This window comes from Nocardiopsis sp. B62 (assembly GCF_018070675.1).
Classification (GTDB): domain Bacteria; phylum Actinomycetota; class Actinomycetes; order Streptosporangiales; family Streptosporangiaceae; genus Nocardiopsis; species Nocardiopsis prasina.
In genome coordinates this window covers 77,237-96,502 of sequence record NZ_JAGPXK010000008.1, presented here as the reverse complement: position 1 = coordinate 96,502, position 19,266 = coordinate 77,237, and the positions used below count along the sequence as shown (strand labels likewise).

Genomic DNA, 19,266 nt, shown 5'->3' with positions numbered 1-19,266 from the left:
GCGCACTGTTTCCATGCTCCTCATCTGGACCTTTCCTGGTTGCTGTTGGGGGTGGTGGTCTGATGCCAACTCCAACCGGTAAGAGCACGCGGGCTGAACGGCTCGCGCAACCCCTGGCCCGTGAGGTGGCCGAACAGGTCGCCGCGGACCACGGCGTATGCATCCGGCCGGTCTCCCTCAGACGTACCGATATCGGGACCGGTCAAACACAGGTGATCGACGTCCCATGCGGGTCCACGCTCGAATCCCGCTGCCCGGCCTGCGCAAAGAGGAAACGCAGCCTTCGCAGAACCCAATGCGAAGAGGGCTGGCACCTCGACGCCGAACCCGTCGTGGAACCCGACCCAGCCACAGAGCAGCAACAGGCGTGGGTGGAACAGCGTGCCATGGTCACCGCCGAGCGTGACAACCTGGCCGCTACCGGGGCCGCTGACCCCGACCAGCTCGCCGCCCTCGATGCCGCGATCGCGGACCTGGACGAGGAAATCACCGCCTCCGGACTCCGAGGCTCGATCACCCGCTCCAAGTCTGCTGAGTCGGGTCCGCGTCGGGTGCGCTCCACCAAACGCCGCCAAGACGTCCCCGACCTGCCCAAGCGACCCATGACCAGGAAGACGGTCGGCCGGGCGTTCACCGATCCCGGCTCCGGGAAGATGTTCCGCCCCTCGCTGTTCCTGACCCTGACCCTGGATTCTTACGGGCGGGTCCGGTCGGACGGCACCCCGGTGGACTTTGCGACCTATGACTACCGGCGGGCTGCTCGGGACACGTTGCACTTCTCCAAGCTCGTGGACCGGTTCGTGCAGAACCTACGCCGGCTCGCTGGATTCGACGTGCAGTACTTCGCCTCCGTCGAACCCCAACGGCGCCTGGCTCCACACCTGCACATGGCCACCCGCGGGACTCTGCCCCGGGCTGAGCTGCGCCAGATCGCCGCCGCGACTTACCACCAGGTGTGGTGGCCTTCCGCTGACACGGTCCGGTACGAGGGCGAGAACTTGCCGGTGTGGGAGGAATCCATAGGTGGCTATGTCGACATGACGACCAGGGAAGTCCTCCCGACCTGGGATGAAGCGCTGGACGAGATCGACGCCGACTCCGATCCGGAACCCTTCCACGTGGTGCGGTTCGGAAAACAGGTCGACGCAAAGGGGGTCGTGGCCGGTACCGAGGACGCCGCCCGATGTGTGCGCTACCTGGCCAAGTACCTGACCAAGGACATCGCCGACTGCCACGCGGCCGAAACGACTCGGCAGGAACAACATGTGGACCGGCTCATGGAAACCCTCCGATTCGAGCCCTGCTCGCCCCGGTGTTCGAACTGGCTCCGGTACGGCATCCAACCCCAAGACCCCAAAGCCGGTCTGCGACCGGGGTTCTGCCGCTCCAAGGCCCACCGCCGCGAACACCTGGGCTACGCAGGACGCCGCGTCCTGGTCTCCCGCAAGTGGTCCGGCAAGACCCTCGCCGACCACAAGGCCGACCGGCTGGCGTGGGTCCTGGACGCACTCGGAGTCGACCCCACCAACGAGGACCAGGGCGACAACGAACACCGACATCCCCCCGCTCTGACCTCGGTCAACTCCGGAGACTTCGCCTGGGAACTGGCCAGACCCACCGACCCCGACGTCGCTCCCCGAGAACAACGCCTACTCCGCGCCGTGGGTGAAGCACTCAAACGCCGAACCCAACTCGACGCCGCACGCCAACACGAGTCTTCGGCAACCGACGAAACGAGGGCCGCATGAACACCCCCACCATTCCCCTGCCCCGCTCCGAAACGGTCCTGTGGTCGGTCACCGACACCGCCACCTACCTCCAGGTCCCCGCCAAGACCCTCTACGAGTGGCGCTACAAGGGCGACGGACCTCCCTCTCACCGCATCGGCCGCTACGTCCGCTACGTGCCCGCTGAGGTGCGTGCGTGGGTCACCTCCCGCTGACCACTCCCCTACCTGGAAAGGTCAACCCCCGATGGCTCGTGCGTGGATCTACGACCGCACCAAGGACAAGGGCTACAACGAGTCCGTGAAGAAGGCCAAGGCCGCCAAACGGACCCCTCCCGCCCGATGGCTGGTCCGCTACTACGACCCCTCCGGCAAGCTCAAGAGCGCCGGGACCTACAAGAAGAAGCCGGACGCGGAGAAGCGCCAAAGCGACATAGAGGCGAGTCTCCATGAGGGCGTGTACCGCGACCCCAACGACGGCAAGACGACTTTCGGTGAGATGGCCGAGAAGTGGCTGATCACCCGGACCGACATCAAGCGCTCCACCTGGTGGAAGTACAGAGGCCTCCTCGACCTCTACCTTCTCCCCCGCTGGGCGGACCTCCCGCTCTCGGCAATCCACTCCGAGGACATCGCCGTGTGGATCGCGCAGATGCAGAGGCCGCGAGAGGAGGGCGGCGCCAATCTGGGGGCCTCCCAGACCAGACACGTACACAGCATCCTGTCCATGGTCCTGGGCTGGTGCGTGCCCCGGCGTATCCCCTTCAACCCGGCCAAGGGCGTCCCGCTGCCCAAGCCCTCCGAGGCCGAACACGTCTACCTCAACCACCACCAGGTCGAAGCCCTCGCCAACGCCTCGGCTCTCCTGCGCACCAGTTACGACCAGGTAGCCGCTGGCGCACTGATCAACCGGCCGCTGATCCTCCTGTTGGCTTACACGGGCCTGAGGTTCAACGAGGCCGCTGCTCTGCGCGTGGGACGGGTCGACCTGGCCGGTCGGCGGATTCGGGTCACGACGGCGTTCGCTGAGGTCGAGGGCAAGCTCGTGGAGCAGACGCCCAAGACGGGCAAGAGCCGGACCGTACCCGTCCCACCGTCACTGCGGGCGGAGCTACGTCCCCTGGTGGAAGGGAAACCAGCTGACTCCCTCGTCTTCTCGACCCGGCGCGGGACCCCGCTGCGGCTGCGCAACTGGCGTCGTAGGGAGTTCGACAAGGCCATGAGGGACGCCGGGCTCGACGGAACCGGGCTCACTCCGCACAAGCTGCGGCACACCGCCGCTTCGCTGGCGATCGCGGCCGGCGCGGACGTCAAGGTGGTTCAGGCGATGCTCGGACACGCCAGCGCCACGATGACCCTGGACCGTTACGGGCACCTGTTCCCGGACCGCCTGGACGAGGTCGCCGACGCGATGGACGCGGCCCGTGTGAAGGCGCTGGCCTCCGCAGCCTGAGCGGTGCTGCTCGTGTCCACCCGGGTGAACCGACCCCGGGAACGCGAAAGGCCGGTCTCTCCGGCCATGTGCACTGTATGTGCACCGACCCGGATCAACCGGCCTTCGCAACTTCCACCGGACCTGCGCTCACCTGCGTGAACGTGGTCCTCAAGCGGTGGATGAGGGATTTGAACCCTCGAAGGGTTGCCCCTTACCCGCTTTCGAGGCGGGCGCCATCGGCCACTAGGCGAATCCACCGAGAGGTACTCTACCGGACTCGGCGCTGTGCGAAAAACCGAATCAGCAGATCCGAGCAGCGGTCGGCGACGTCCCGGCTGATCAGATCGGGTGGAACCACTTCCGGACGGTGGTTCTGGCGCGGGTCGCGGACCAGGTCCCACATCGACCCCACCGCACCGGCCTTCGTGTCGCGCGCCCCGTACACCAGCCGGTCCACCCGGGAGAGCACGGTGGCCCCGGCGCACATCACGCAGGGCTCCAGGGTGACCACCAGGGTGCACCCGGACAGGCGCCACTCGCCGTGCGCCTCGGCGGCGGCGCGCAGCGCCAGCACCTCGGCGTGGCCGGTCGGATCCCCGGTGGCCTCACGTTCGTTGTGCCCCCGGCCGAGTACGGCACCGTCCGGGCCGAGCACCACGGCACCGACAGGAACGTCCTCGGTGGCCAGGGCCCGCTCGGCCTCCGCCAGGGCGTCGAGCATCGCCTCGTCGACCGCGGCCCGGTCCAGCTCGGGCAGGCCGGTCATTCCGTCACGGCCGCAACGAGTCGAGGACGTCGGTGAACCCCGAGCGCTCCGCGACGATCGCGATCACGTCGCCGGGCAGCACTCCGCCGCCCACGGAGAGGTCGGCGAGTTCGTCCTCGGTGACGCCGAGGTCGGTGAGGAGCTGCCCGTCACCGTCCGGCCTGGGATCGGGACGGGCCCCGGCGCTCTCGATGGGCTGCGAGGAGCCGAGCCCCCCGGCCTCGGAGAGCACTCCGGCCAGCGGGTGGTCATGCACCACCCGCCCGTCCGAGAGGTAGACCCTCGGGTCCGGGTCCGAATCGTCCAGTCGGACGACGGCGAACCACTCGTCGTCCGCGTCCACGAACAGCAGGGTCAGCTCGCTGCCCCAGTCCGTGGCGAGGTCCAGCATGAGGTCGGTGATGTCGTCGATGGCATCCACGTCACCGAGCTCGACCTCAGTACCCCGCCATGTCCTGCCGCTCGGCGCGAAGACAGCTGCGAAGGTCGACACCGCGTGCCCTCCTGATCTCTACCCTGGTGGTCTTCCAGGCGTGCCCTACCCCATACCGTCCAGGACACGCTGGAAGGCCTGGGCGAATCCCAGCCGCTCGGACACGCTCGCGAGCACCTCGTCCGGATACAGGTCCAGATCACCCGCGAGGGCGCCCAGCTCCATCTCGTCCAGGCCCAGATCCGCGACCACGGACAGGTCGCCCGCGGGCAGGACCTGGTCGAGGTCGTCGTCCTCCGGGAGGTCGATGTCCAGGTAGTCCAGCGCGTCCCGGGCGACCTGCCAGTCCACCGAGGCGGTCACGTCGGACAGGAAGAGGGAGACCTCACCGCCGTACACCCGGACGATGATGAAGAAGTCGTCGCCGACCGACACCAGCCCGAGGGAGCCGCTGATGCTCGGTTGTTGGCGCAGGGCGTGGATGAGCCCCTTGAGATCGTGTGTCAGCGCGACGGGGAGGAGATCGACATCCCAGTACTCCTCTTCCCTGTACGCGACGGCCGCGAAGTCACCCGAGTCGTCGTCACCATGATCGAGCACTGTCATCGTCACCCCAACCCGGACGGTGTTTCGGTGCGGACGAGTGGCGCCCGGCCCGCCCGTGCGAGTGCCATGGTAACGATCACCCTCACTGCGCCGTAGCCCCACGTCCGCCGTAGAACGCCCTAACGCTCTCACGAGAGACGGGTCTCCCGCGCCCCCGTGACCGAACCCGTGCGCTCCTGTTTCCCACCCGACGCAACCGGGGGAGCCCGACGGGGGCGGCGGTGGCCGCAGGGAGCCCTGGTTCGGGTGATACGCGCGGTTAGACTCGGGCTGGCCCCTCTCCCCATCCACCGTCCCGTTATCCCAGCTCACCCGGAGAACGCTTTGGAAACCCTGGTCGTCGACCACCCCTTGGTCGCGCACAAGCTGACCACCCTGCGCGACGTGCGGACCGACTCACCGACCTTCCGGCGGCTGACGGACGAGCTGGTCACCCTGCTCGCCTACGAAGCGACGCGGGACGTCCGCGTGACAGAGGTCACCATCGAGACGCCGCTCGTGGAGACCACCGGCACCCAGCTGACGCGTCCCACGCCCCTTGTCGTGCCGATCCTGCGCGCCGGGCTCGGCATGCTCGACGGCATGACCCGCCTGCTGCCCACGGCCGAGGTCGGCTTCCTCGGCATGGCGCGCGACGAGGAGACCCTCCAGCCCGCCACGTACGCCGACCGCCTCCCGCAGGACCTTTCGGGGCGCCAGTGCTACGTGCTGGACCCGATGCTGGCCACGGGCGGAACCCTGGCGGCGGCGCTCAAGCTGCTCGTGGAGCGTGGCGCCGACCACATCACCGCGATCTGCCTGCTGGTGGCGCCCGAGGGCCTGGTCGCGGTGGAGCAGAAGCTGACCGAAACCCTGCCCGACGACCACGGCGCCACCCTGCGCGTGGTGACGGCGGCCGTGGACGAGCGCCTGAACGAGAACGGCTTCATCCTCCCGGGGCTGGGCGACGCGGGCGACCGTCTGTACGGCTGTTCCTGAACCAGAACCCCGCAGTGCGAGGTGTCAGCGCCCGATCGGATCACCGATCGGGCGCTTTTTCGGCTCTTTTAGAGCCGGGGTGAATGAACGCCCGAAAATCGGGCATTGGTCCCATCACGCGCCCTTGCCCCGAGGCGTCACCCCAGGTGGAGCCAGCTCGGTCAGTGGGCGACCGACACGGTGTTGCATTAGCCGAATTCATTTCGAGATTGGAACGTAACAGATTAGAGTGATGATGGTTCCTGACTACCCGTAACCGGGTACACATGCCAGACCGAAACCACCCCACAAGGGGCTCAGCCCACTGATATCCGAACGTCGCCGCCCGTTTCCGGCGCGGCACTCCGGCAACCCTCCAGTGGCTACCCAAAGCCCCGAACCGCACACGCGCCGTGCTGTTCCGCCCCCGCAGCCCCAAGGAGTGAGATGCCCGAGAACCCCTCCCCCTCGACCGCCAAGGCCGCCCGCGACCCGCGTTTCAGCCCCGTCGTCAACCGCCTGTCGTCGGAGTTCTCCGACGTGCACCACACCTCCACCGTCTCCCGGTGCGTGGACGCGGCCAGACACGGCGCCCAGGACGTGACCGGGCGGGCCACACCGGACCTCGTGGAGCGGATCGCTCGGCAGCACCTCCAGGTACTCGCCCTGGCCTTCGCGGAACAGCGCTAGACACCCACACGACGCTCCCGTAACGGTTTCGGGCCTGCACTACCTCTCTCTTCGGTTGGCGAAGAACCTGGCTCTCCGTCACCCCTCCCCCAGGGATCGGTGACCCTCCTCCGGAGCCCGGCAGCGCGCCCTCCGCCCTGTTCCACCGGTGGGAGCGCACGCCAGCGCGCCCGATTCCACCGCCCTGACCTGCACCAGAACAGAAACTCTTTCCGGGCCTCCAGTGACCCGGTTACCAACACCACCGAAACCGGACACAGCCCGCAAGGGGTGAACGTCCGACATACCGCCACGCCGAGAGTGCGCTCCAGGCTTTACGGGCAAGATGGTCGATGCGACAATCGCTGCTGGGTTGGTGGGTCAGGTGGATTCCAAGGGGAGTCAGTCGTGGCGAAGTTGAAGAAATGGGGCGGTTACGCGCTCATTGGTTTCGTGGCGTTTTATCTGCTCACGCAACCTGAAAGCGCGGCCGGCGTGATCCAGAGCGGACTGGATCTCCTGGTGGGCGGCGCGGAGTCGATGTCCCGGTTCGTCAACACGCTGCTGTCGTAGGCGGGGACGGGTCGGGTTTCATGAAGCTCGTAGCCTCAAGCAACGCGGCTCCGGCATCGGTGAACCGCTATCTCCTACCTCACGAGCAGGATGTCGTGACCATCCGCCGGCACCCCGCGGTCCTCATCGGACCGGTGGGTGCGGTTCTGGTGGCTCTGGTCTTCGCGGCCATCCTGAGCAGGACGATCGGCGCCAACAGCGCCGCGACCCTGGCACTCGTGTGGTGGCTGTGGCTACTCGTGCTGGTGTGGTTCGTGTGGCGGGTCGCCGAGTGGTCAGTGGACTACTTCGTGATCACGTCGGCGCGGTTGCTGCTGACCACGGGGCTGATCACCCGGCAGGTGAACATGATGCCGCTGGGCAAGGTCACCGACATGCGGTTCGAGCGAACCCTGGTCGGCCGCTTCCTCGGATACGGGACCTTCGTGATGGAGTCCGCCGGTCAGGACCAGGCGCTCAGCAAGATCGCCTTCATTCCCTACCCGGAGCAGCTCTACCTTGAGGTCGTGGGACTGATCTTCAAGGAGTAGCCGGACGCACCCGACGACGGACGTTCACGGAGCACCCGCCCCAGCGGCGGGTGCTTCTTCGTGTTCGGGGACCTCGACGCCGGCGGGAGCGCGTCGCACCCGGGTCGGACCGGAGTGAACCGGGCCCGACCGGGGTAGTACTGGGTTACCGATCCGTTCACCTTCCGTTCACTTTGGAGCCCGAGGCGGAGCGCGATCCCTGCACAGACGACGCGCCGAGAAGGAACCCAATTGACTCGAAGGTGAACATAGGGTTAACTTGGGTCATCTGATAAGGAAACGAGGAGGGCTTCATGGCACGCAGGACCGAACACGGGCCGCACCTCTCTCGCTCCGCGACCACCTCTCGGCGCACCCGATCCACTGCAGCGAGCCGCCGGCTCTCCGGCCTGGCCCCCGAGCCCGCGCTGGTCCCGCAGCCGCGCACGGATCACGAGGACGCCGACACCATCACCTCGGAGCACCCGATCATGCACTGGGTCCTGGTCACTGACGACAGCGGCCGCACCCGACCCGAGGCCCGCTGGCTCTAGTCCGCGACGCCGACAACCGCCCCGAAGGGCCGCCCGCACCTCGCGGGCGGCCCTTCGTCATGTCCAGGACCGGGCACCGCCCTCACGCTCCGGAACCCGTTCGTCGCTATGTCGACAAATCGGCAAGACCATAAATCTAAATGTGGACGTCTCTATTTGGCGCCATGGGCGGTACTCATGAGTGATCCCGGTCTCACTCAAAGCCATCGACGATAGGTGCAACGAGACGCTTCGTCTCGCACATGAGGCTGTACATCCACCTGTGGACGCGCCGGACGTCCACGTTCCGCACCCCCACCGCGCAGCGGGCCCGGGTGCTCCGTCGACGTCACCACACCGCGGTCGCGCACGGACAGCCTCCCTCCATGTTCCGGTCCCGCAGCACACCAGTGTGCCCATGACCAAAACACCCCCCTGCGCTCCGTGGCACCCAGAGACACCGGAACCACTCAGGACAGGGAGGGCCCCATGCTCGGCACAGGAACACGACTCCGATCCCAGCTCGCCCTGAACGAGGTCAGCAGGCGCTACGCGGGCCACACCGTCCTCGACCGCGCCAGTCTCACGATCAGCCCCGGCGAACGCGTGGGAGTGATCGGCGACAACGGCTCCGGCAAGAGCACCCCCCTGCGCCTTCTGGCAGGCGCGGAGGACCCGGACAACGGGAAGCTCACCGTCCGCCCCCGGGGAGGCGGCGGCCACCTGCCCCAGACCATGGAACGGGTCCCGGGCGGGGTCCCGCTCGGTGCCGTCGCCGACGCGATCAACGACGCCCTCCGCGACCTCAGGGACCGTGTTCGTGACGCACGACCATGTGGCGCTTCAGCGGTTCACGGGTCGCCGCCCGGAGCTCCACGAAGGGGTCCTGACCAGCGACTCCGCAGAGTAATGTCGACGTGTCTCTTTGTCGACATTTCGGCTCGAACATAAGTCGACTAATGGATTGACCGATACAACGGGGCGTGACCGAAGCGGCGCATCCAGCCGCCCATGGTCACGCCCCGTGTCGACCAGTCGACGAATTAACCCGGCGCCATGTCGACGAATCGGCTGTAGTGGCCCTGGAAGGCCACGGTCACGTCGGCTGTGGGGCCGTTACGGTGCTTGGCCACGATGATGTCGGCCTCGCCCGCGCGCGGGGACTCCTTGTCGTGCACGTCCTCGCGGTAGAGCAGGATCACCATGTCCGCGTCCTGCTCGATCGACCCGGACTCACGCAGGTCGGAGACCTGGGGGCGCTTGTCGGTGCGCTGCTCGGGACCACGGTTCAGCTGGGACAGCGCGACCACCGGCACCTCGAGCTCCTTGGCCAGGAGCTTCAGCGAACGCGACATCTCGGAGACCTCCTGCTGGCGGCTCTCCACCCGGCCGGGTGAGCTCATCAGCTGGAGGTAGTCGACGATCACGAGCTTGAGGTCGTGCTGCTGTTTGAGGCGCCGACACTTGGCCCGGATCTCCATCATCGACATGTTCGGAGAGTCGTCGATGAACAGCGGCGCGCTGGCCACCTCGCCCATCCGTCTGGCGAGCCGGGCCCAGTCATCGTCGGTCATCAGACCGGACCGCATGGTGTGCAGCGGCACCCGCGCCTCGGCGGAGAGCAGACGCATGACGATCTCGTTGCGCCCCATCTCCAGGCTGAAGAAGACGGACGCCATCTCGTTCTTGATGGACGCGGCCCGCGCGAAGTCCAGGGCCAGGGTCGATTTGCCCACTGCGGGACGGGCGGCGATGATCACCATCTGACCCGGGTGGAGGCCGTTGGTGAGGGCGTCGAAGTCGGCGAAGCCCGTGGGCACGCCGGTCATGCTGCCGTCGTTGGCGCCGATCGCCTCGATCTCGTCGAGGGCCCCGGGCATGATGTCGCCGAGGACCACGTAGTCCTCGCCCGTGCGCTTCTCGGCGACCTTGTAGATCTCCGCCTGGGCGTGGTCGACGAGGTCGTCCACCTCGCCGTCGCCCGCGTAGCCGATCTGCGCGATCCGGGTGCCGACCTCGACCAGGCGCCGCAGGATCGCCCGGTCCGAGACGATCTTGGCGTAGTAACCCGCGTTGGCCGCGGTGGGGATCGCCTCGGTGAGCGTGTGCAGATAGGGGGCCCCGCCGACCCGCGTGGCCTCCCCGCGCTTGGTCAGCTCAGCGTTGACCGAGATGGCGTCCACCGGCTCGCCGCGGGAGAAGAGGTCCACGACGCTGTCGTAGATGATCTGGTGCGCGGGGCGGTAGAAGTCCGCGGAGCGGATGATCTCGACGACCTGGGTGATGGCGTCCTTCGACAGCAGCATGCCGCCCAGGACGCTCTGTTCGGCCGGGATGTCGTGAGGTGGGGTGCGCTCGTATCCGCCCTCTTCAGGTGGTTGCTCAGCGACACTCACGAACTTCTCCCCACACCGGCCGCGTGCGTCGACCCGGATCGGACCGACTCTTCCAGCATGCCCCATCCGGGGTGCCGAAGACGCCGCGCGGCTCGCCTGTGGACAACCCCCTACCACCACAACCGAAGCCCCGTGGGGCATTGCGCACAGAGGTTATGCACATCACCTGTGGATAACTTTGCCACGAGTCGCCCATAGCCCATTTGAACTGGGAAAACGCGGTTCACTGCCGGGAGGTGCAAGATGTCTCACAGGGCGGCTTTCCACAGGTTATCCACAGGCTTCGGTGGTTCGTGCCAGACGCCACACCGGCCGTCGAACGCCTGTCCGGTACTGTGGCTCCGTCATGGCCAATCTGCTCTCGGCGGCTCCCTTCCGGCACCGCCACGATCGCGAGATCTTCGCCCTCGCCATCCCCACGTTCTTCGCCCTGATCGCCGAACCGCTCTTCCTGCTCACCGACGCCGCGATCGTCGGCAGTCTGGGCACCCAGGCGCTGGGCGGCCTCGGGGTCGCGGGTCAGGTCCTGCTGACCCTCGCGGCGGTGTGCATCTTCCTCGCCTACGGGACCACCGCCGCGGTGGCCCGTAAGTTCGGTGCCGGAGACGTCCCGGGCGGCGTCCGGGACGGGGTGGACGGGCTCTGGCTCGCGATCCTGCTGGGGATCGCCGCGATCGGGATCGGCTGGCCGCTGGGCCCGTGGATGATCGACCTCCTGGGCGCCTCGCCCGAGGTCGCCCCCTACGCCCTCACCTACCTGCGGATCAGCCTGCTGAGCACGCCGTTCCTGCTGATCATCATGGCGGGGACCGGCGTACTGCGCGGACTCCAGGACGCCCGGACCCCCCTCGTGGTCGCGGTCGCGTCCTACGTCGGCAACGCCGTGCTGTGCGCGACCTTCGTCCTCGTGTTCGACTGGGGCATCGCCGGGTCCGCCTGGTCGACCGTGATCGCCCAGGGCGGCGGGGCGTTCTGGTACGTGGCCACCATCGCCCGGTCGGCCCGGCGTGCGGGCGTCTCCCTCACGCCGTCACTGTCAGGGCTGCGATCCTCGGCCTCGGCCGGGTTCGCCCTGTTCCTGCGCAGCGTGTCCATGCGCGTGGTGGCGCTGGTGACCACCGCCGTCGCGGCCCGGCTCGGTGACGAGTCCATCGCCGCGCACCAGGTCAGCTACAACATCTGGGCTCTGCTGGTGTTCGCGATGGACGCCATCGCCATCGCCGGGCAGTCGATCGTGGGCCGCTACCTCGGCGCGGGCGACGTGCGTGGAACCAGGGACGCCACCCGGCGGATGGTCGAGTGGGGCGTGATGTCGGGGCTCCTGTTCACCGTGCTCGTGTTCCTCGTCCTGCCCTGGGCCCACGTCCCGTTCACCTCGGACCCGAGCGTGGCCGCGCTCATCATGGCCTCCCTCGTGGTGGTCGCCCTCATGCAGCCGCTCAGCGGCGTCACCATGGTGCTGGACGGCGTCCTCATGGGCGCCGGGGACCAGCGCTACCTGGCCTGGGCCTCCCTGTGGACGATGCTCGCGTTCATGCCGTTCGCCCTGGTCATCCCCGGTCTCGCCACTTCGGAGACCGGCGCCCTGGTGGGTCTGTGGATCGCGTTCGCCGTGTGGATCCTCGCCCGTGCCGTCACCCTGGGCCTACGCGCCCGGGGTGAGGCCTGGCTGATCACCGGGGCCCATCGCCCCTGATCCCCAAATCCCCGAATCCGCAAGTCACCAAGTCACCAAGTCACCAAGTCACCAAGTCGACCCCGGCCCGGGGCACAGGGTTCACCGCCCACCTCGACCGCGGGTGTGGGTCCTGCCCGTGCGACCCGACCCAGGCCCGTTCGGGCCCCGGAGAGTCCGGCTCCGAGCAGGGACCGCGCGGGAGGAGCCGAGCCGCCAGCGGGGAACGGGCCGGGCCTGGTCAGCGAAGAACCCCTCCGTGAAGGCGCCGGACTCGCGCCGAAGGGAAGCGCGGACGCAAAGAGGAACCGCCCCTGCGGGGGAGGCAGGGGCGGCCGGCGACGGAGATCTCCTCCTAGAAGCCGGAGTCGAGGTCTCCCACCGTGGGACCGTGGTAGAAGGTCGCGACCCGTTCCGAACTCGGGACGGCCGGGTAGCTCGGCAGTTCCTCCAGCGTGAGTTCCCGTCCGGCGTGCTCGCTCATGTGGCTCAGCTGCTTGCGCAGCCTGCTCCCCACGTCGTCACGGAGCTTGGGGAGCATCGCGTAGAGCTGGTCTCCCGGGCAGTTGGTGGCGTTGTAGTCCCGGTGGCCGACGATCGCCTTCTGCGGGTCCAGGCGGTAGACCAGGCACAGCCACGCGCAGGTGTCGACCAGCGAGGACATGAGGGCACCCGGCGGCGTGGACGAGGTGTAGGTCCCCTCGTTCTCGATGCCGATCGTGTGCGAGTTGTGGTTCGCCGTGTGCGCTCCCAGCACGTGCTTACCGTCGCGGATGGCCTGGAGGGACTTGTCCCGGCCCTCCATGATGTGGCCGCCCCGGCTGATGGTCAGCTGCTGACCGGTGTCGCTCCAGCCGTTGTTGTCCATGTGGTAGCGCTGGATGGACCGGGAGAGCGCGGCGGCGTGGGTGGTGGAGGTGTCGGACACGTTCGAGGTCGCGGTGTGGTGCACGACGATGTGGGTCGGCCCCTTCGCGAGTACCTCGATGGTTCCCTTGGGTGCGCGTGCCCCCCAGTCGGACCGGGTGTACACCTTGGGTGTCGCCGCCGCGGTGGCCTGTCCGGTCACCGACACCCCCAGGGCCCCGCCGAGCAGTACTCCTCCGGCGGTCAGGGCGGCCCCTCGCAGCATCGTCCTACGGTCCACCGCGAGAGGGTGGTCTGTCGTCTCGGGCAGTTTTTCAACGGCCATCGGTATGCTGTCCTCTCCGTGCGGAGCATTGCTGAACGCAACGCTACACAGAGAACACGTTAGATTACAAAGAGTAACTAAAGGGTGTTTTTCGGCCCCTCGGCGTGTTCCTGGGGAACAGAAGAACCCCGCCCCTCCGAAGAGGGACGGGGTCCGTGACCGGAACGGCCGACGCGTACTAGGCGCCGACGATGTCCAGCTTGATCGTCGCGGCGACCTCGGGGTGCAGGCGGACCTGAACCTTGTGGGCACCGACGGACTTGATCGGGTTCTTGATCTCGATCCGGCGCTTGTCCAGCTCGGGACCGCCGGTGGCCTTGACGGCCTCGACGATGTCCGCGGGCGTGACCGAACCGAACAGACGACCACCCTGACCGGCGCGCTGCTTGAGACGCACGTTCAGCGCACCCACGCGGCCCGCGACCTGCTGGGCCTCGTCCAGGGTGCGGATGTCACGCGCCTTGCGGGCGCGCTGGATCAGGTCGATCTGCTTCTGACCACCGCGGGTCCACCGAATGGCGAACCCTCGGGGCAGCAGGTAGTTGCGACCGTAACCGTTCTTCACCTCGACGACGTCGCCGGGGGCTCCGAGACCGTTGACCTCGTGGGTCAAAATCAGCTTCACGACAAAGACCTCCCTCGGATATCGCCGCTAGCGAGCGGTGCTGGTGTAGGGCAGCAGGGCTACCTCGCGCGCGTTCTTGATCGCGGTCGCGACGTCGCGCTGGTGCTGCGTGCAGTTGCCGGTCACCCGACGGGCACGGATCTTGCCGCGCTCGGAGATGAACTTACGGAGAAGCGTGGTGTCCTTGTAGTCGATGTAGGACTGCTTCTCCTGGCAGAAGAGGCAAACCTTCTTCTTGGGCTTGCGCGCTGCCGGCTTAGCCATCGTGGTGCTCCTTCGCAAGAGCCCCGGGGTCCTCCCGGGGATGGGCTGGGACAATGGAAAGGTGACGCGACCCCGTAGGGGCCGGGTCGGGTGTTACGTGGGGAAGCCGCTGTTTAGAACGGGGGCTCGTCGGAGAATCCTCCGCTGTTGCCGCCGCCGAAACCGCCGCCGCCGTTGGTGGCCCACGGGTCGTCTGCCGGGGCGCCGCCCCGACCACCCTGCTGGCCACCGAAGCCGCCGCCCTGGTTCCCGTAGCCGCCCTGGGACGACTGTCCGCCCTGGGGCTGGCCGCCGCCGAAACCGCCGCCCTGCTGACCGCCGCCGAAGCCGCCGCCACCCTGACGCTGCGTCTTCGTCACCTTGGCGGTGGCGCTGCGCAGTGCCGGGCCGACTTCTTCGACGTCGATCTCGAAGACGGTCCGCTTCTCACCCTCGCGGGTCTCGAAGGACCGCTGCTTCAGGCGGCCCTGCACGATGACGCGCATGCCACGCTGAAGACTCTCGGCCACGTTCTCCGCGTACTGCCGCCAGACGGTGCAGGAGAGGAACATGGACTCTCCGTCCTTCCACTCCCCCGCCTGACGGTCGAAGGTGCGAGGCGTCGAGGCCACACGGAAGTTGGCGACCGCGGCTCCACTGGGCGTGAAGCGCAGTTCAGGGTCGTCGACGAGGTTGCCGACGAGCGTGATCTGGGTTTCGCCTGCCATGGATCGGCTCCGGTTCGAGATAGTTCGGGATCAGGCGGTTTCGCCTGCTCCCCGCATCATCCGCGCCCCTAGAGACAAAACAGTCCCGGGGACAAAAACGGACGGGCGGGGCCAGGGGATCAGGGCACCGGGGTGCCTAGTGAACCTCGGGACGCAGAACCTTGGTGCGGAGCACGGCCTCGGCGATGCCGAGCTGACGGTCGAGCTCCTTGACCGTCGCGGGCTTGGCGGTCAGGTCGATGACCGCGTAGATGCCCTCGGAGTTCTTGTTGATGTCGTAGGCGAGGCGACGCTTGCCCCAGATCTCCGTCTTCTCGACCGAGCCGCCGTCGTTGCGGACGACGCCCAGGAAGTTCTCCAGCGACGGAGCGACGGTGCGCTCGTCGAGGTTGGGGTCGAGGATGACCATGATTTCGTAACGACGCATAAGCGTACGTTCCTCCTCTGGACTGTTGCGGCCATGGAATCTCCATGGCAGGAGGGCAGGAGCCCGGCGTTCCGCCGCCCGGTCCCACCGGGGGCATCGCTCAGGCTCTGAGCCATACGGGAACCAAGGCTACCAGCAGCGGAGTACCACCGGCGTTGCGCTCCCGGTCGTGCGGAACCCCTGGGTCGTCGTGGCCAACGGCCGGGGGCCGGTGCCGAAGGGTCTCCCCTCCGCGCACCGGCCCCCGGCCGTGCCTGCCTGGCTACTGCGAGCCGATCAGTCCCTGGGCCTGATCAGGCTGTTGTTGCCGTTGGCGTTGGCCTGGTTGCTCTGGTCGCCACCGGGCGGACCGCCGGGGAGGTTCTCCTCCTCGTCGTCACAGTGGTCCGGCCTGCCGACCCAGACGTCGCACTCGTCCGGGTCCGGGCTCTCCTCGGTGTCACAGCCCGGCTCCCAACCCCATTCGCACTCGTCCGGCGAGGGTTCCGTGTCGCACTCCGGGCTGTTGGGGTCGCACTCCTCCTCGCTCGGAGTCTCGCTGGGCTCGTCGCTCGGCTCGTCCGTCTCCTCCGGGGTCTCGCTCGGAGAGGGGGTCGGCAGGAACCGCTGGTCCTCGCCCACCCACTGCGGGGCCGGGAACTGCTGGTGCTCCTGCCCCTCCATGGCGACCTCCATGAAGGCCTTCCACACCATCGCGGAGGTGGTGCCGCCGAAGACGTCACCGAACTCCGGGCCGAAGTCCAGCGGCTCGCTCTGCGCGCGGCTCAGCCCCACCGAGGTGGCCAGCTGCGGCGTGTACCCCACGAACCAGGCCGAGACGGCGTCGGAGGAGGTACCCGTCTTGCCCGCGACCGGACGCCCGTCGTCGAGGGCGGCGTTCTTCGCCCCGCCCTCCAGGACGGCCTGCTGCATGGCGTAGGTGGCGTCCGCGGCGACCCCCTCGGAGAGGACCTCCGTGCCGCTCTCCAGCTCCGCCTGGTCGTCGGGGGTGACCTCGGTGCCGTCGGCCGTCATCACCTTGGTGACCATGTGCGCCGGGAAGTGGCGGCCCTCGGCGGCGAAGGTCGCGTAGCCGCTGGCCATGTCGAGCGCGTTCACCTGGTGGGTGCCCAGAGCGACCAGTGGACCGACCTGCGAGGTCTCCTGCCGGTCCGGGTGCACGCCCATCTCCACCGCGAGCTCGTCCACGCGGACCGGGTCGACCGTGATCGCCAGGTCCACGTAGCTGGTGTTCACCGAGTCAGCGGTGGACTTGATCAGGTCGACCTCGCCGTAGTCCACCTCACCGGAGTTGATCACCGGGCTGGCCAGCCCGGGGAACTCGAGGCCGCTGTCGCCGTCGAACTGGCTGCGCAGGCCGATGCCGTCCGACAGGGCACGGGCCAGCACGTAGGGCTTGTACGCCGATCCCGCCTGGGTCTGGTGCACCAGGGAGTTGTTGATCACCGCGGAGACGTCCGGCCCGCCGTTGAAGGCCACGACCTCCCCGGTGCTCGGGTCGACCGCCGTGAGGCCGCGCATGGTGTCGTCCGCCGCTCCCTCGGGGAGGACGTCGAAGGCCTCTTCGGCCGCGGTCATCAGATCGGGGTCCAGGGAGGTCTCGATGACCAGGCCCTTGGTGGCGATGTCCGCACCGGTGACGTTGGAGCCCGCGTACCGACGTTCGACCTCGTTGATCACGGCCTGACGGACGTACCCCAGCTTGGGGTCGTCCAGGCCGGCCTCGGGCTCGTAGTCGATGATGCTGTCCGGGATCTGGAGCTGCTGGGCCTCGGCCTCGGGCAGGCCGCGCTCGCCGCCGGTGTTCTCGTACATCGCGGCCAGCTGCCGCTGGACGTACGGCCAGCGCTCCTTCTCCAGGTAGTTGGCGGTCCAGGAGTCCGGCTCGGGGTTCTCGAAGTTGCTCGGCATCTGGATGATGATGCCGAGGTAGGCGCCCTCGGCCCGGTCCAGATCGCTCACGCTCTTGCCGAAGTACTCCTGGGCGGCCATCTCGATGCCCGAGGCGCCACGACCGAAGTAGATCGTGTTGAGGTAGGTCGTGAGGATCTGGTCGGGTTCGAGCTGCTGGCCCAGCTTGATCGAGATGAAGATCTCGCGGATCTTGCGGGTCATCGGCGGTTCGCCGTCGAGCTCGCTGTAGTAGTTACGGGCCATCTGCTGGGTGATGGTCGAGCCACCGCCCGCCTCGCCTCGGGAGAGGATGGCGCGGCCGATGCCCTTGATGTTGATGCCCGGGTCCTCGTAGAAGGTGGCCTGCTCGGCGGCGAGCACACCGTCGATGACCTCCTCCGGGATGTCCTCGCGCTGCACGGCGACGCGCTGGACCTCACCGGTGGTGAGCGCGACGTCGCCCTTCTCGTCGTCCCCCTGCGCGGCCCACAGGATCTGGGTGGCCGAGGCGTCCTTCTCCGCGTTCCTCTTGAGCTCGCCCTCGTCGGGTGCCATGGCGTACAGCACCGCGAAGGTGGCCACACCGCCGATGATCATCAGTCCGCAGAAGGCCAGAGCGGGTTTCCAGGCCTTGGACAGGAAGCGCTTGAACCAGGGGCGGTCGTCGGGTTCGTCCTCACGGGGGCGACGGCGGCCTCCGCCACCGCCCCTGCCGCCACGTCCGCCAGAGGCCGCGGCGGCGCGGGAACCCCGCCCGCCGGAGCGGGCGCCGTGTTCGCGATCGCGGGGGTCGCGCGGGCCCTCGGAGCGGCGACGTCCGCCAGCTCGCGGGTCGTCCGGGCGGCGACGGGGGCGGTCGCCGTCCTCAGGTCGTCGGGGGCGCTGGCCGTCGGGGCGCCGACGCGGGCGCTCTCCGTCGTCCTCGGGGCGGCGTCGCGGGCCGTCGGGGCGCCTGGGGCGCTCTCCCTCGGCACGGCGGCGTCCGCCCTCGGGGCGGGGGCGCCCCTCGGAGCGGCTCTCGTCCCCCGGGGGGCGGGCTCTGCGGGAGCGCGGAGCGGGCCCGTCGTCTCCCCGGAAACCGTCCTCGGAGTCAGGTCGGCGCCGTCCGCCCGCACGTTCTTCCCGGGGAGGGCCACCGGCCCTGCGCCTTCCGCCGTCGCCGCGCGGACCGTCGTCCGGGCCGTCGGCCCGGCGACGGCCGCCGTCGGCATTCCGTCGTCGTTCGGTACTCACGTGGTCCTCGATTGCCTCTCACGGCCGCTCGGCCTGACGATTCCTTGGTGGAAACGGGGGTCGGTCCCCCTGGGGGATCGGTGATTCGCGACCTGTGATGGTGGAGCGGCGCGGTCGGGTGCGGTTGGACCCGGTTCCGCCGCTTTGGCCTTCTTTCAAGGCTTGATAAAGAGACGCCCACCCGGGGGTGAAGGTTTTCAACAGGTCGCGAAGACGTTGGCCGCTACTTCCTCCTGATCGTTGGCCTGCGGGAGCGCTTCCCCCGTCGCGTCGGTGCTCTGGGCCGACGTCAACGTCGCCGCGGCTTGGCTTCGCTCGGGGGTCTGAACCGGCTTCGCACGCAAATCAAAGGTCACGTTAGAGCGATCGAACGATATAGCACAACCCACGCGCGAGGGTATCGCGCGCTTTGCAGGACCTCGTCACCCTCCGCCGGGAACCGCCGGTCCTGGCAGTTCGGCTGCTCGGGGGGCGAGCGGGGCGCAGCGTGTGACTGCGGTCACCGGAAGGGAGCGGTTCGGGGTCGTCCGACTTCCGACTGGTTCGTGTGGGATCACGCACGGGATCACGCAGGTCTCCCCAGCACCACGGTCACCGGCGGTCACTCTGTTGTCGCCCGGACCGTTGACCGCCTACGTCCTCACCAT

20 protein-coding genes and 1 tRNA gene are annotated in these 19,266 nt (G+C 68.2%); 10 read left to right on the top strand and 11 right to left on the bottom strand.

What is annotated here, in order from left to right:
• Nucleotides 1-62 precede the first annotated feature (62 nt).
• From KBX21_RS11450 to KBX21_RS11440, 3 genes are read left to right on the top strand one after another with little or no spacing between them, the layout of a single operon-like run.
• Nucleotides 63-1,748 (top strand): replication initiator, encoded by a 1,686-nt coding sequence (locus KBX21_RS11450; RefSeq protein WP_210841867.1) that lies wholly within the window; start codon nucleotides 63-65, stop codon nucleotides 1,746-1,748.
• Nucleotides 1,745-1,942, top strand: a complete 198-nt coding sequence (locus KBX21_RS11445; RefSeq protein ID WP_210841866.1) for an AlpA family transcriptional regulator — start codon at nucleotides 1,745-1,747, stop codon at nucleotides 1,940-1,942. Before KBX21_RS11450 ends, KBX21_RS11445 begins: the two co-directional genes overlap by 4 nt.
• A 31-nt stretch (nucleotides 1,943-1,973) precedes the next feature.
• Nucleotides 1,974-3,179, top strand: a complete 1,206-nt coding sequence (locus tag KBX21_RS11440; RefSeq protein WP_210841865.1) for a site-specific integrase — start codon at nucleotides 1,974-1,976, stop codon at nucleotides 3,177-3,179.
• 155 nt (nucleotides 3,180-3,334) lie between these two features.
• Here KBX21_RS11440 and KBX21_RS11435 read toward each other — a convergent pair.
• From KBX21_RS11435 to KBX21_RS11420, 4 genes are all read right to left on the bottom strand, one after another.
• Nucleotides 3,335-3,419, bottom strand: a tRNA-Ser gene (locus KBX21_RS11435).
• A 10-nt stretch (nucleotides 3,420-3,429) separates the two neighbouring features.
• Nucleotides 3,430-3,927: a nucleoside deaminase gene (locus KBX21_RS11430; protein ID WP_210841864.1), complete on the bottom strand. Its 498-nt coding sequence runs from the start codon at nucleotides 3,925-3,927 to the stop codon at nucleotides 3,430-3,432.
• A 4-nt stretch (nucleotides 3,928-3,931) separates the two neighbouring features.
• Complete coding sequence (locus tag KBX21_RS11425) at nucleotides 3,932-4,420, bottom strand: tRNA adenosine deaminase-associated protein (protein WP_049568178.1); 489 nt, start codon at nucleotides 4,418-4,420, stop codon at nucleotides 3,932-3,934.
• A 45-nt stretch (nucleotides 4,421-4,465) separates the two neighbouring features.
• Nucleotides 4,466-4,966 carry a tRNA adenosine deaminase-associated protein gene (locus KBX21_RS11420; RefSeq protein ID WP_049568174.1) on the bottom strand — a complete coding sequence of 167 codons (501 nt, stop codon included), beginning with the start codon at nucleotides 4,964-4,966 and terminating at the stop codon, nucleotides 4,466-4,468.
• A 324-nt stretch (nucleotides 4,967-5,290) separates the two neighbouring features.
• On the opposite strand from KBX21_RS11420, the gene upp reads away from it, so the two are divergent.
• From upp to KBX21_RS11390, 6 genes are all read left to right on the top strand, one after another.
• Nucleotides 5,291-5,944: a uracil phosphoribosyltransferase gene (gene upp, locus KBX21_RS11415; RefSeq protein WP_049568171.1), complete on the top strand. Its 654-nt coding sequence runs from the start codon at nucleotides 5,291-5,293 to the stop codon at nucleotides 5,942-5,944.
• A gap of 426 nt (nucleotides 5,945-6,370) precedes the next feature.
• Nucleotides 6,371-6,613, top strand: a complete 243-nt coding sequence (locus tag KBX21_RS11410; protein ID WP_049568168.1) for a hypothetical protein — start codon at nucleotides 6,371-6,373, stop codon at nucleotides 6,611-6,613.
• Between the two features lie 387 nt (nucleotides 6,614-7,000).
• Nucleotides 7,001-7,165: a hypothetical protein gene (locus tag KBX21_RS11405; protein WP_017545737.1), complete on the top strand. Its 165-nt coding sequence runs from the start codon at nucleotides 7,001-7,003 to the stop codon at nucleotides 7,163-7,165.
• 20 nt (nucleotides 7,166-7,185) lie between these two features.
• Nucleotides 7,186-7,695, top strand: a complete 510-nt coding sequence (locus KBX21_RS11400; protein WP_049568165.1) for a PH domain-containing protein — start codon at nucleotides 7,186-7,188, stop codon at nucleotides 7,693-7,695.
• Nucleotides 7,696-7,988: 293 nt separating this feature from the next.
• On the top strand, nucleotides 7,989-8,228 hold the full coding sequence (locus KBX21_RS11395) for a hypothetical protein (protein ID WP_049568162.1): 240 nt from the start codon (nucleotides 7,989-7,991) through the stop codon (nucleotides 8,226-8,228).
• Nucleotides 8,229-8,696: 468 nt separating this feature from the next.
• On the top strand, nucleotides 8,697-9,158 hold the full coding sequence (locus KBX21_RS11390) for an ATP-binding cassette domain-containing protein (protein WP_210841863.1): 462 nt from the start codon (nucleotides 8,697-8,699) through the stop codon (nucleotides 9,156-9,158).
• A 92-nt stretch (nucleotides 9,159-9,250) separates the two neighbouring features.
• On the opposite strand, the gene dnaB is transcribed toward KBX21_RS11390, so the two are convergent.
• Nucleotides 9,251-10,603, bottom strand: a complete 1,353-nt coding sequence (gene dnaB / locus KBX21_RS11385) for a replicative DNA helicase (protein WP_049568156.1) — start codon at nucleotides 10,601-10,603, stop codon at nucleotides 9,251-9,253.
• A 346-nt stretch (nucleotides 10,604-10,949) separates the two neighbouring features.
• On the opposite strand from dnaB, the gene KBX21_RS11380 reads away from it, so the two are divergent.
• The gene (locus KBX21_RS11380; protein WP_210841862.1) at nucleotides 10,950-12,299 is read left to right on the top strand and encodes an MATE family efflux transporter; all 1,350 of its coding nucleotides are present in this window, start codon (nucleotides 10,950-10,952) and stop codon (nucleotides 12,297-12,299) included.
• Between the two features lie 334 nt (nucleotides 12,300-12,633).
• On the opposite strand, the gene KBX21_RS11375 is transcribed toward KBX21_RS11380, so the two are convergent.
• The 6 genes from KBX21_RS11375 to KBX21_RS11350 all read right to left on the bottom strand — a co-directional run bounded on the left by KBX21_RS11375 (nucleotide 12,634) and on the right by KBX21_RS11350 (nucleotide 17,983).
• Complete coding sequence (locus KBX21_RS11375) at nucleotides 12,634-13,470, bottom strand: peptidoglycan recognition family protein (protein WP_049568149.1); 837 nt, start codon at nucleotides 13,468-13,470, stop codon at nucleotides 12,634-12,636.
• 178 nt (nucleotides 13,471-13,648) lie between these two features.
• Entirely contained in the window at nucleotides 13,649-14,095 is a 447-nt protein-coding gene (rplI, locus tag KBX21_RS11370; protein WP_017545729.1) for a 50S ribosomal protein L9, read from the bottom strand.
• A 27-nt stretch (nucleotides 14,096-14,122) separates the two neighbouring features.
• Nucleotides 14,123-14,359 (bottom strand): 30S ribosomal protein S18, encoded by a 237-nt coding sequence (gene rpsR / locus KBX21_RS11365; RefSeq protein WP_013155832.1) that lies wholly within the window; start codon nucleotides 14,357-14,359, stop codon nucleotides 14,123-14,125.
• A gap of 113 nt (nucleotides 14,360-14,472) precedes the next feature.
• Nucleotides 14,473-15,066, bottom strand: a complete 594-nt coding sequence (locus KBX21_RS11360) for a single-stranded DNA-binding protein (protein ID WP_049568143.1) — start codon at nucleotides 15,064-15,066, stop codon at nucleotides 14,473-14,475.
• A gap of 136 nt (nucleotides 15,067-15,202) precedes the next feature.
• Nucleotides 15,203-15,493 carry a 30S ribosomal protein S6 gene (rpsF, locus tag KBX21_RS11355; protein WP_017545727.1) on the bottom strand — a complete coding sequence of 97 codons (291 nt, stop codon included), beginning with the start codon at nucleotides 15,491-15,493 and terminating at the stop codon, nucleotides 15,203-15,205.
• A gap of 276 nt (nucleotides 15,494-15,769) precedes the next feature.
• Nucleotides 15,770-17,983 carry a transglycosylase domain-containing protein gene (locus tag KBX21_RS11350; RefSeq protein ID WP_210841932.1) on the bottom strand — a complete coding sequence of 738 codons (2,214 nt, stop codon included), beginning with the start codon at nucleotides 17,981-17,983 and terminating at the stop codon, nucleotides 15,770-15,772.
• Nucleotides 17,984-19,266: the final 1,283 nt, after the last annotated feature.

Excerpts from the sequence above, each read along its gene's own strand:
- KBX21_RS11395 (WP_049568162.1), top strand. The coding sequence starts at position 7,989 with ATGGCACGCAGGACCGAACACGGGCCGCACCTCTCTCGCTCCGCGACC.
- KBX21_RS11410 (WP_049568168.1), top strand. The coding sequence starts at position 6,371 with ATGCCCGAGAACCCCTCCCCCTCGACCGCCAAGGCCGCCCGCGACCCG.
- rpsF (WP_017545727.1), bottom strand. The coding sequence starts at position 15,493 with ATGCGTCGTTACGAAATCATGGTCATCCTCGACCCCAACCTCGACGAG.
- KBX21_RS11390 (WP_210841863.1), top strand. The coding sequence starts at position 8,697 with ATGCTCGGCACAGGAACACGACTCCGATCCCAGCTCGCCCTGAACGAG.
- KBX21_RS11430 (WP_210841864.1), bottom strand. The coding sequence starts at position 3,927 with ATGACCGGCCTGCCCGAGCTGGACCGGGCCGCGGTCGACGAGGCGATG.
- rpsR (WP_013155832.1), bottom strand. The coding sequence starts at position 14,359 with ATGGCTAAGCCGGCAGCGCGCAAGCCCAAGAAGAAGGTTTGCCTCTTC.
- KBX21_RS11360 (WP_049568143.1), bottom strand. The coding sequence starts at position 15,066 with ATGGCAGGCGAAACCCAGATCACGCTCGTCGGCAACCTCGTCGACGAC.
- KBX21_RS11375 (WP_049568149.1), bottom strand. The coding sequence starts at position 13,470 with ATGGCCGTTGAAAAACTGCCCGAGACGACAGACCACCCTCTCGCGGTG.
- KBX21_RS11380 (WP_210841862.1), top strand. The coding sequence starts at position 10,950 with ATGGCCAATCTGCTCTCGGCGGCTCCCTTCCGGCACCGCCACGATCGC.
- KBX21_RS11450 (WP_210841867.1), top strand. The coding sequence starts at position 63 with ATGCCAACTCCAACCGGTAAGAGCACGCGGGCTGAACGGCTCGCGCAA.
- KBX21_RS11350 (WP_210841932.1), bottom strand. The coding sequence starts at position 17,983 with ATGATCATCGGCGGTGTGGCCACCTTCGCGGTGCTGTACGCCATGGCA.
- KBX21_RS11420 (WP_049568174.1), bottom strand. The coding sequence starts at position 4,966 with ATGACAGTGCTCGATCATGGTGACGACGACTCGGGTGACTTCGCGGCC.
- KBX21_RS11445 (WP_210841866.1), top strand. The coding sequence starts at position 1,745 with ATGAACACCCCCACCATTCCCCTGCCCCGCTCCGAAACGGTCCTGTGG.
- KBX21_RS11400 (WP_049568165.1), top strand. The coding sequence starts at position 7,186 with ATGAAGCTCGTAGCCTCAAGCAACGCGGCTCCGGCATCGGTGAACCGC.
- KBX21_RS11440 (WP_210841865.1), top strand. The coding sequence starts at position 1,974 with ATGGCTCGTGCGTGGATCTACGACCGCACCAAGGACAAGGGCTACAAC.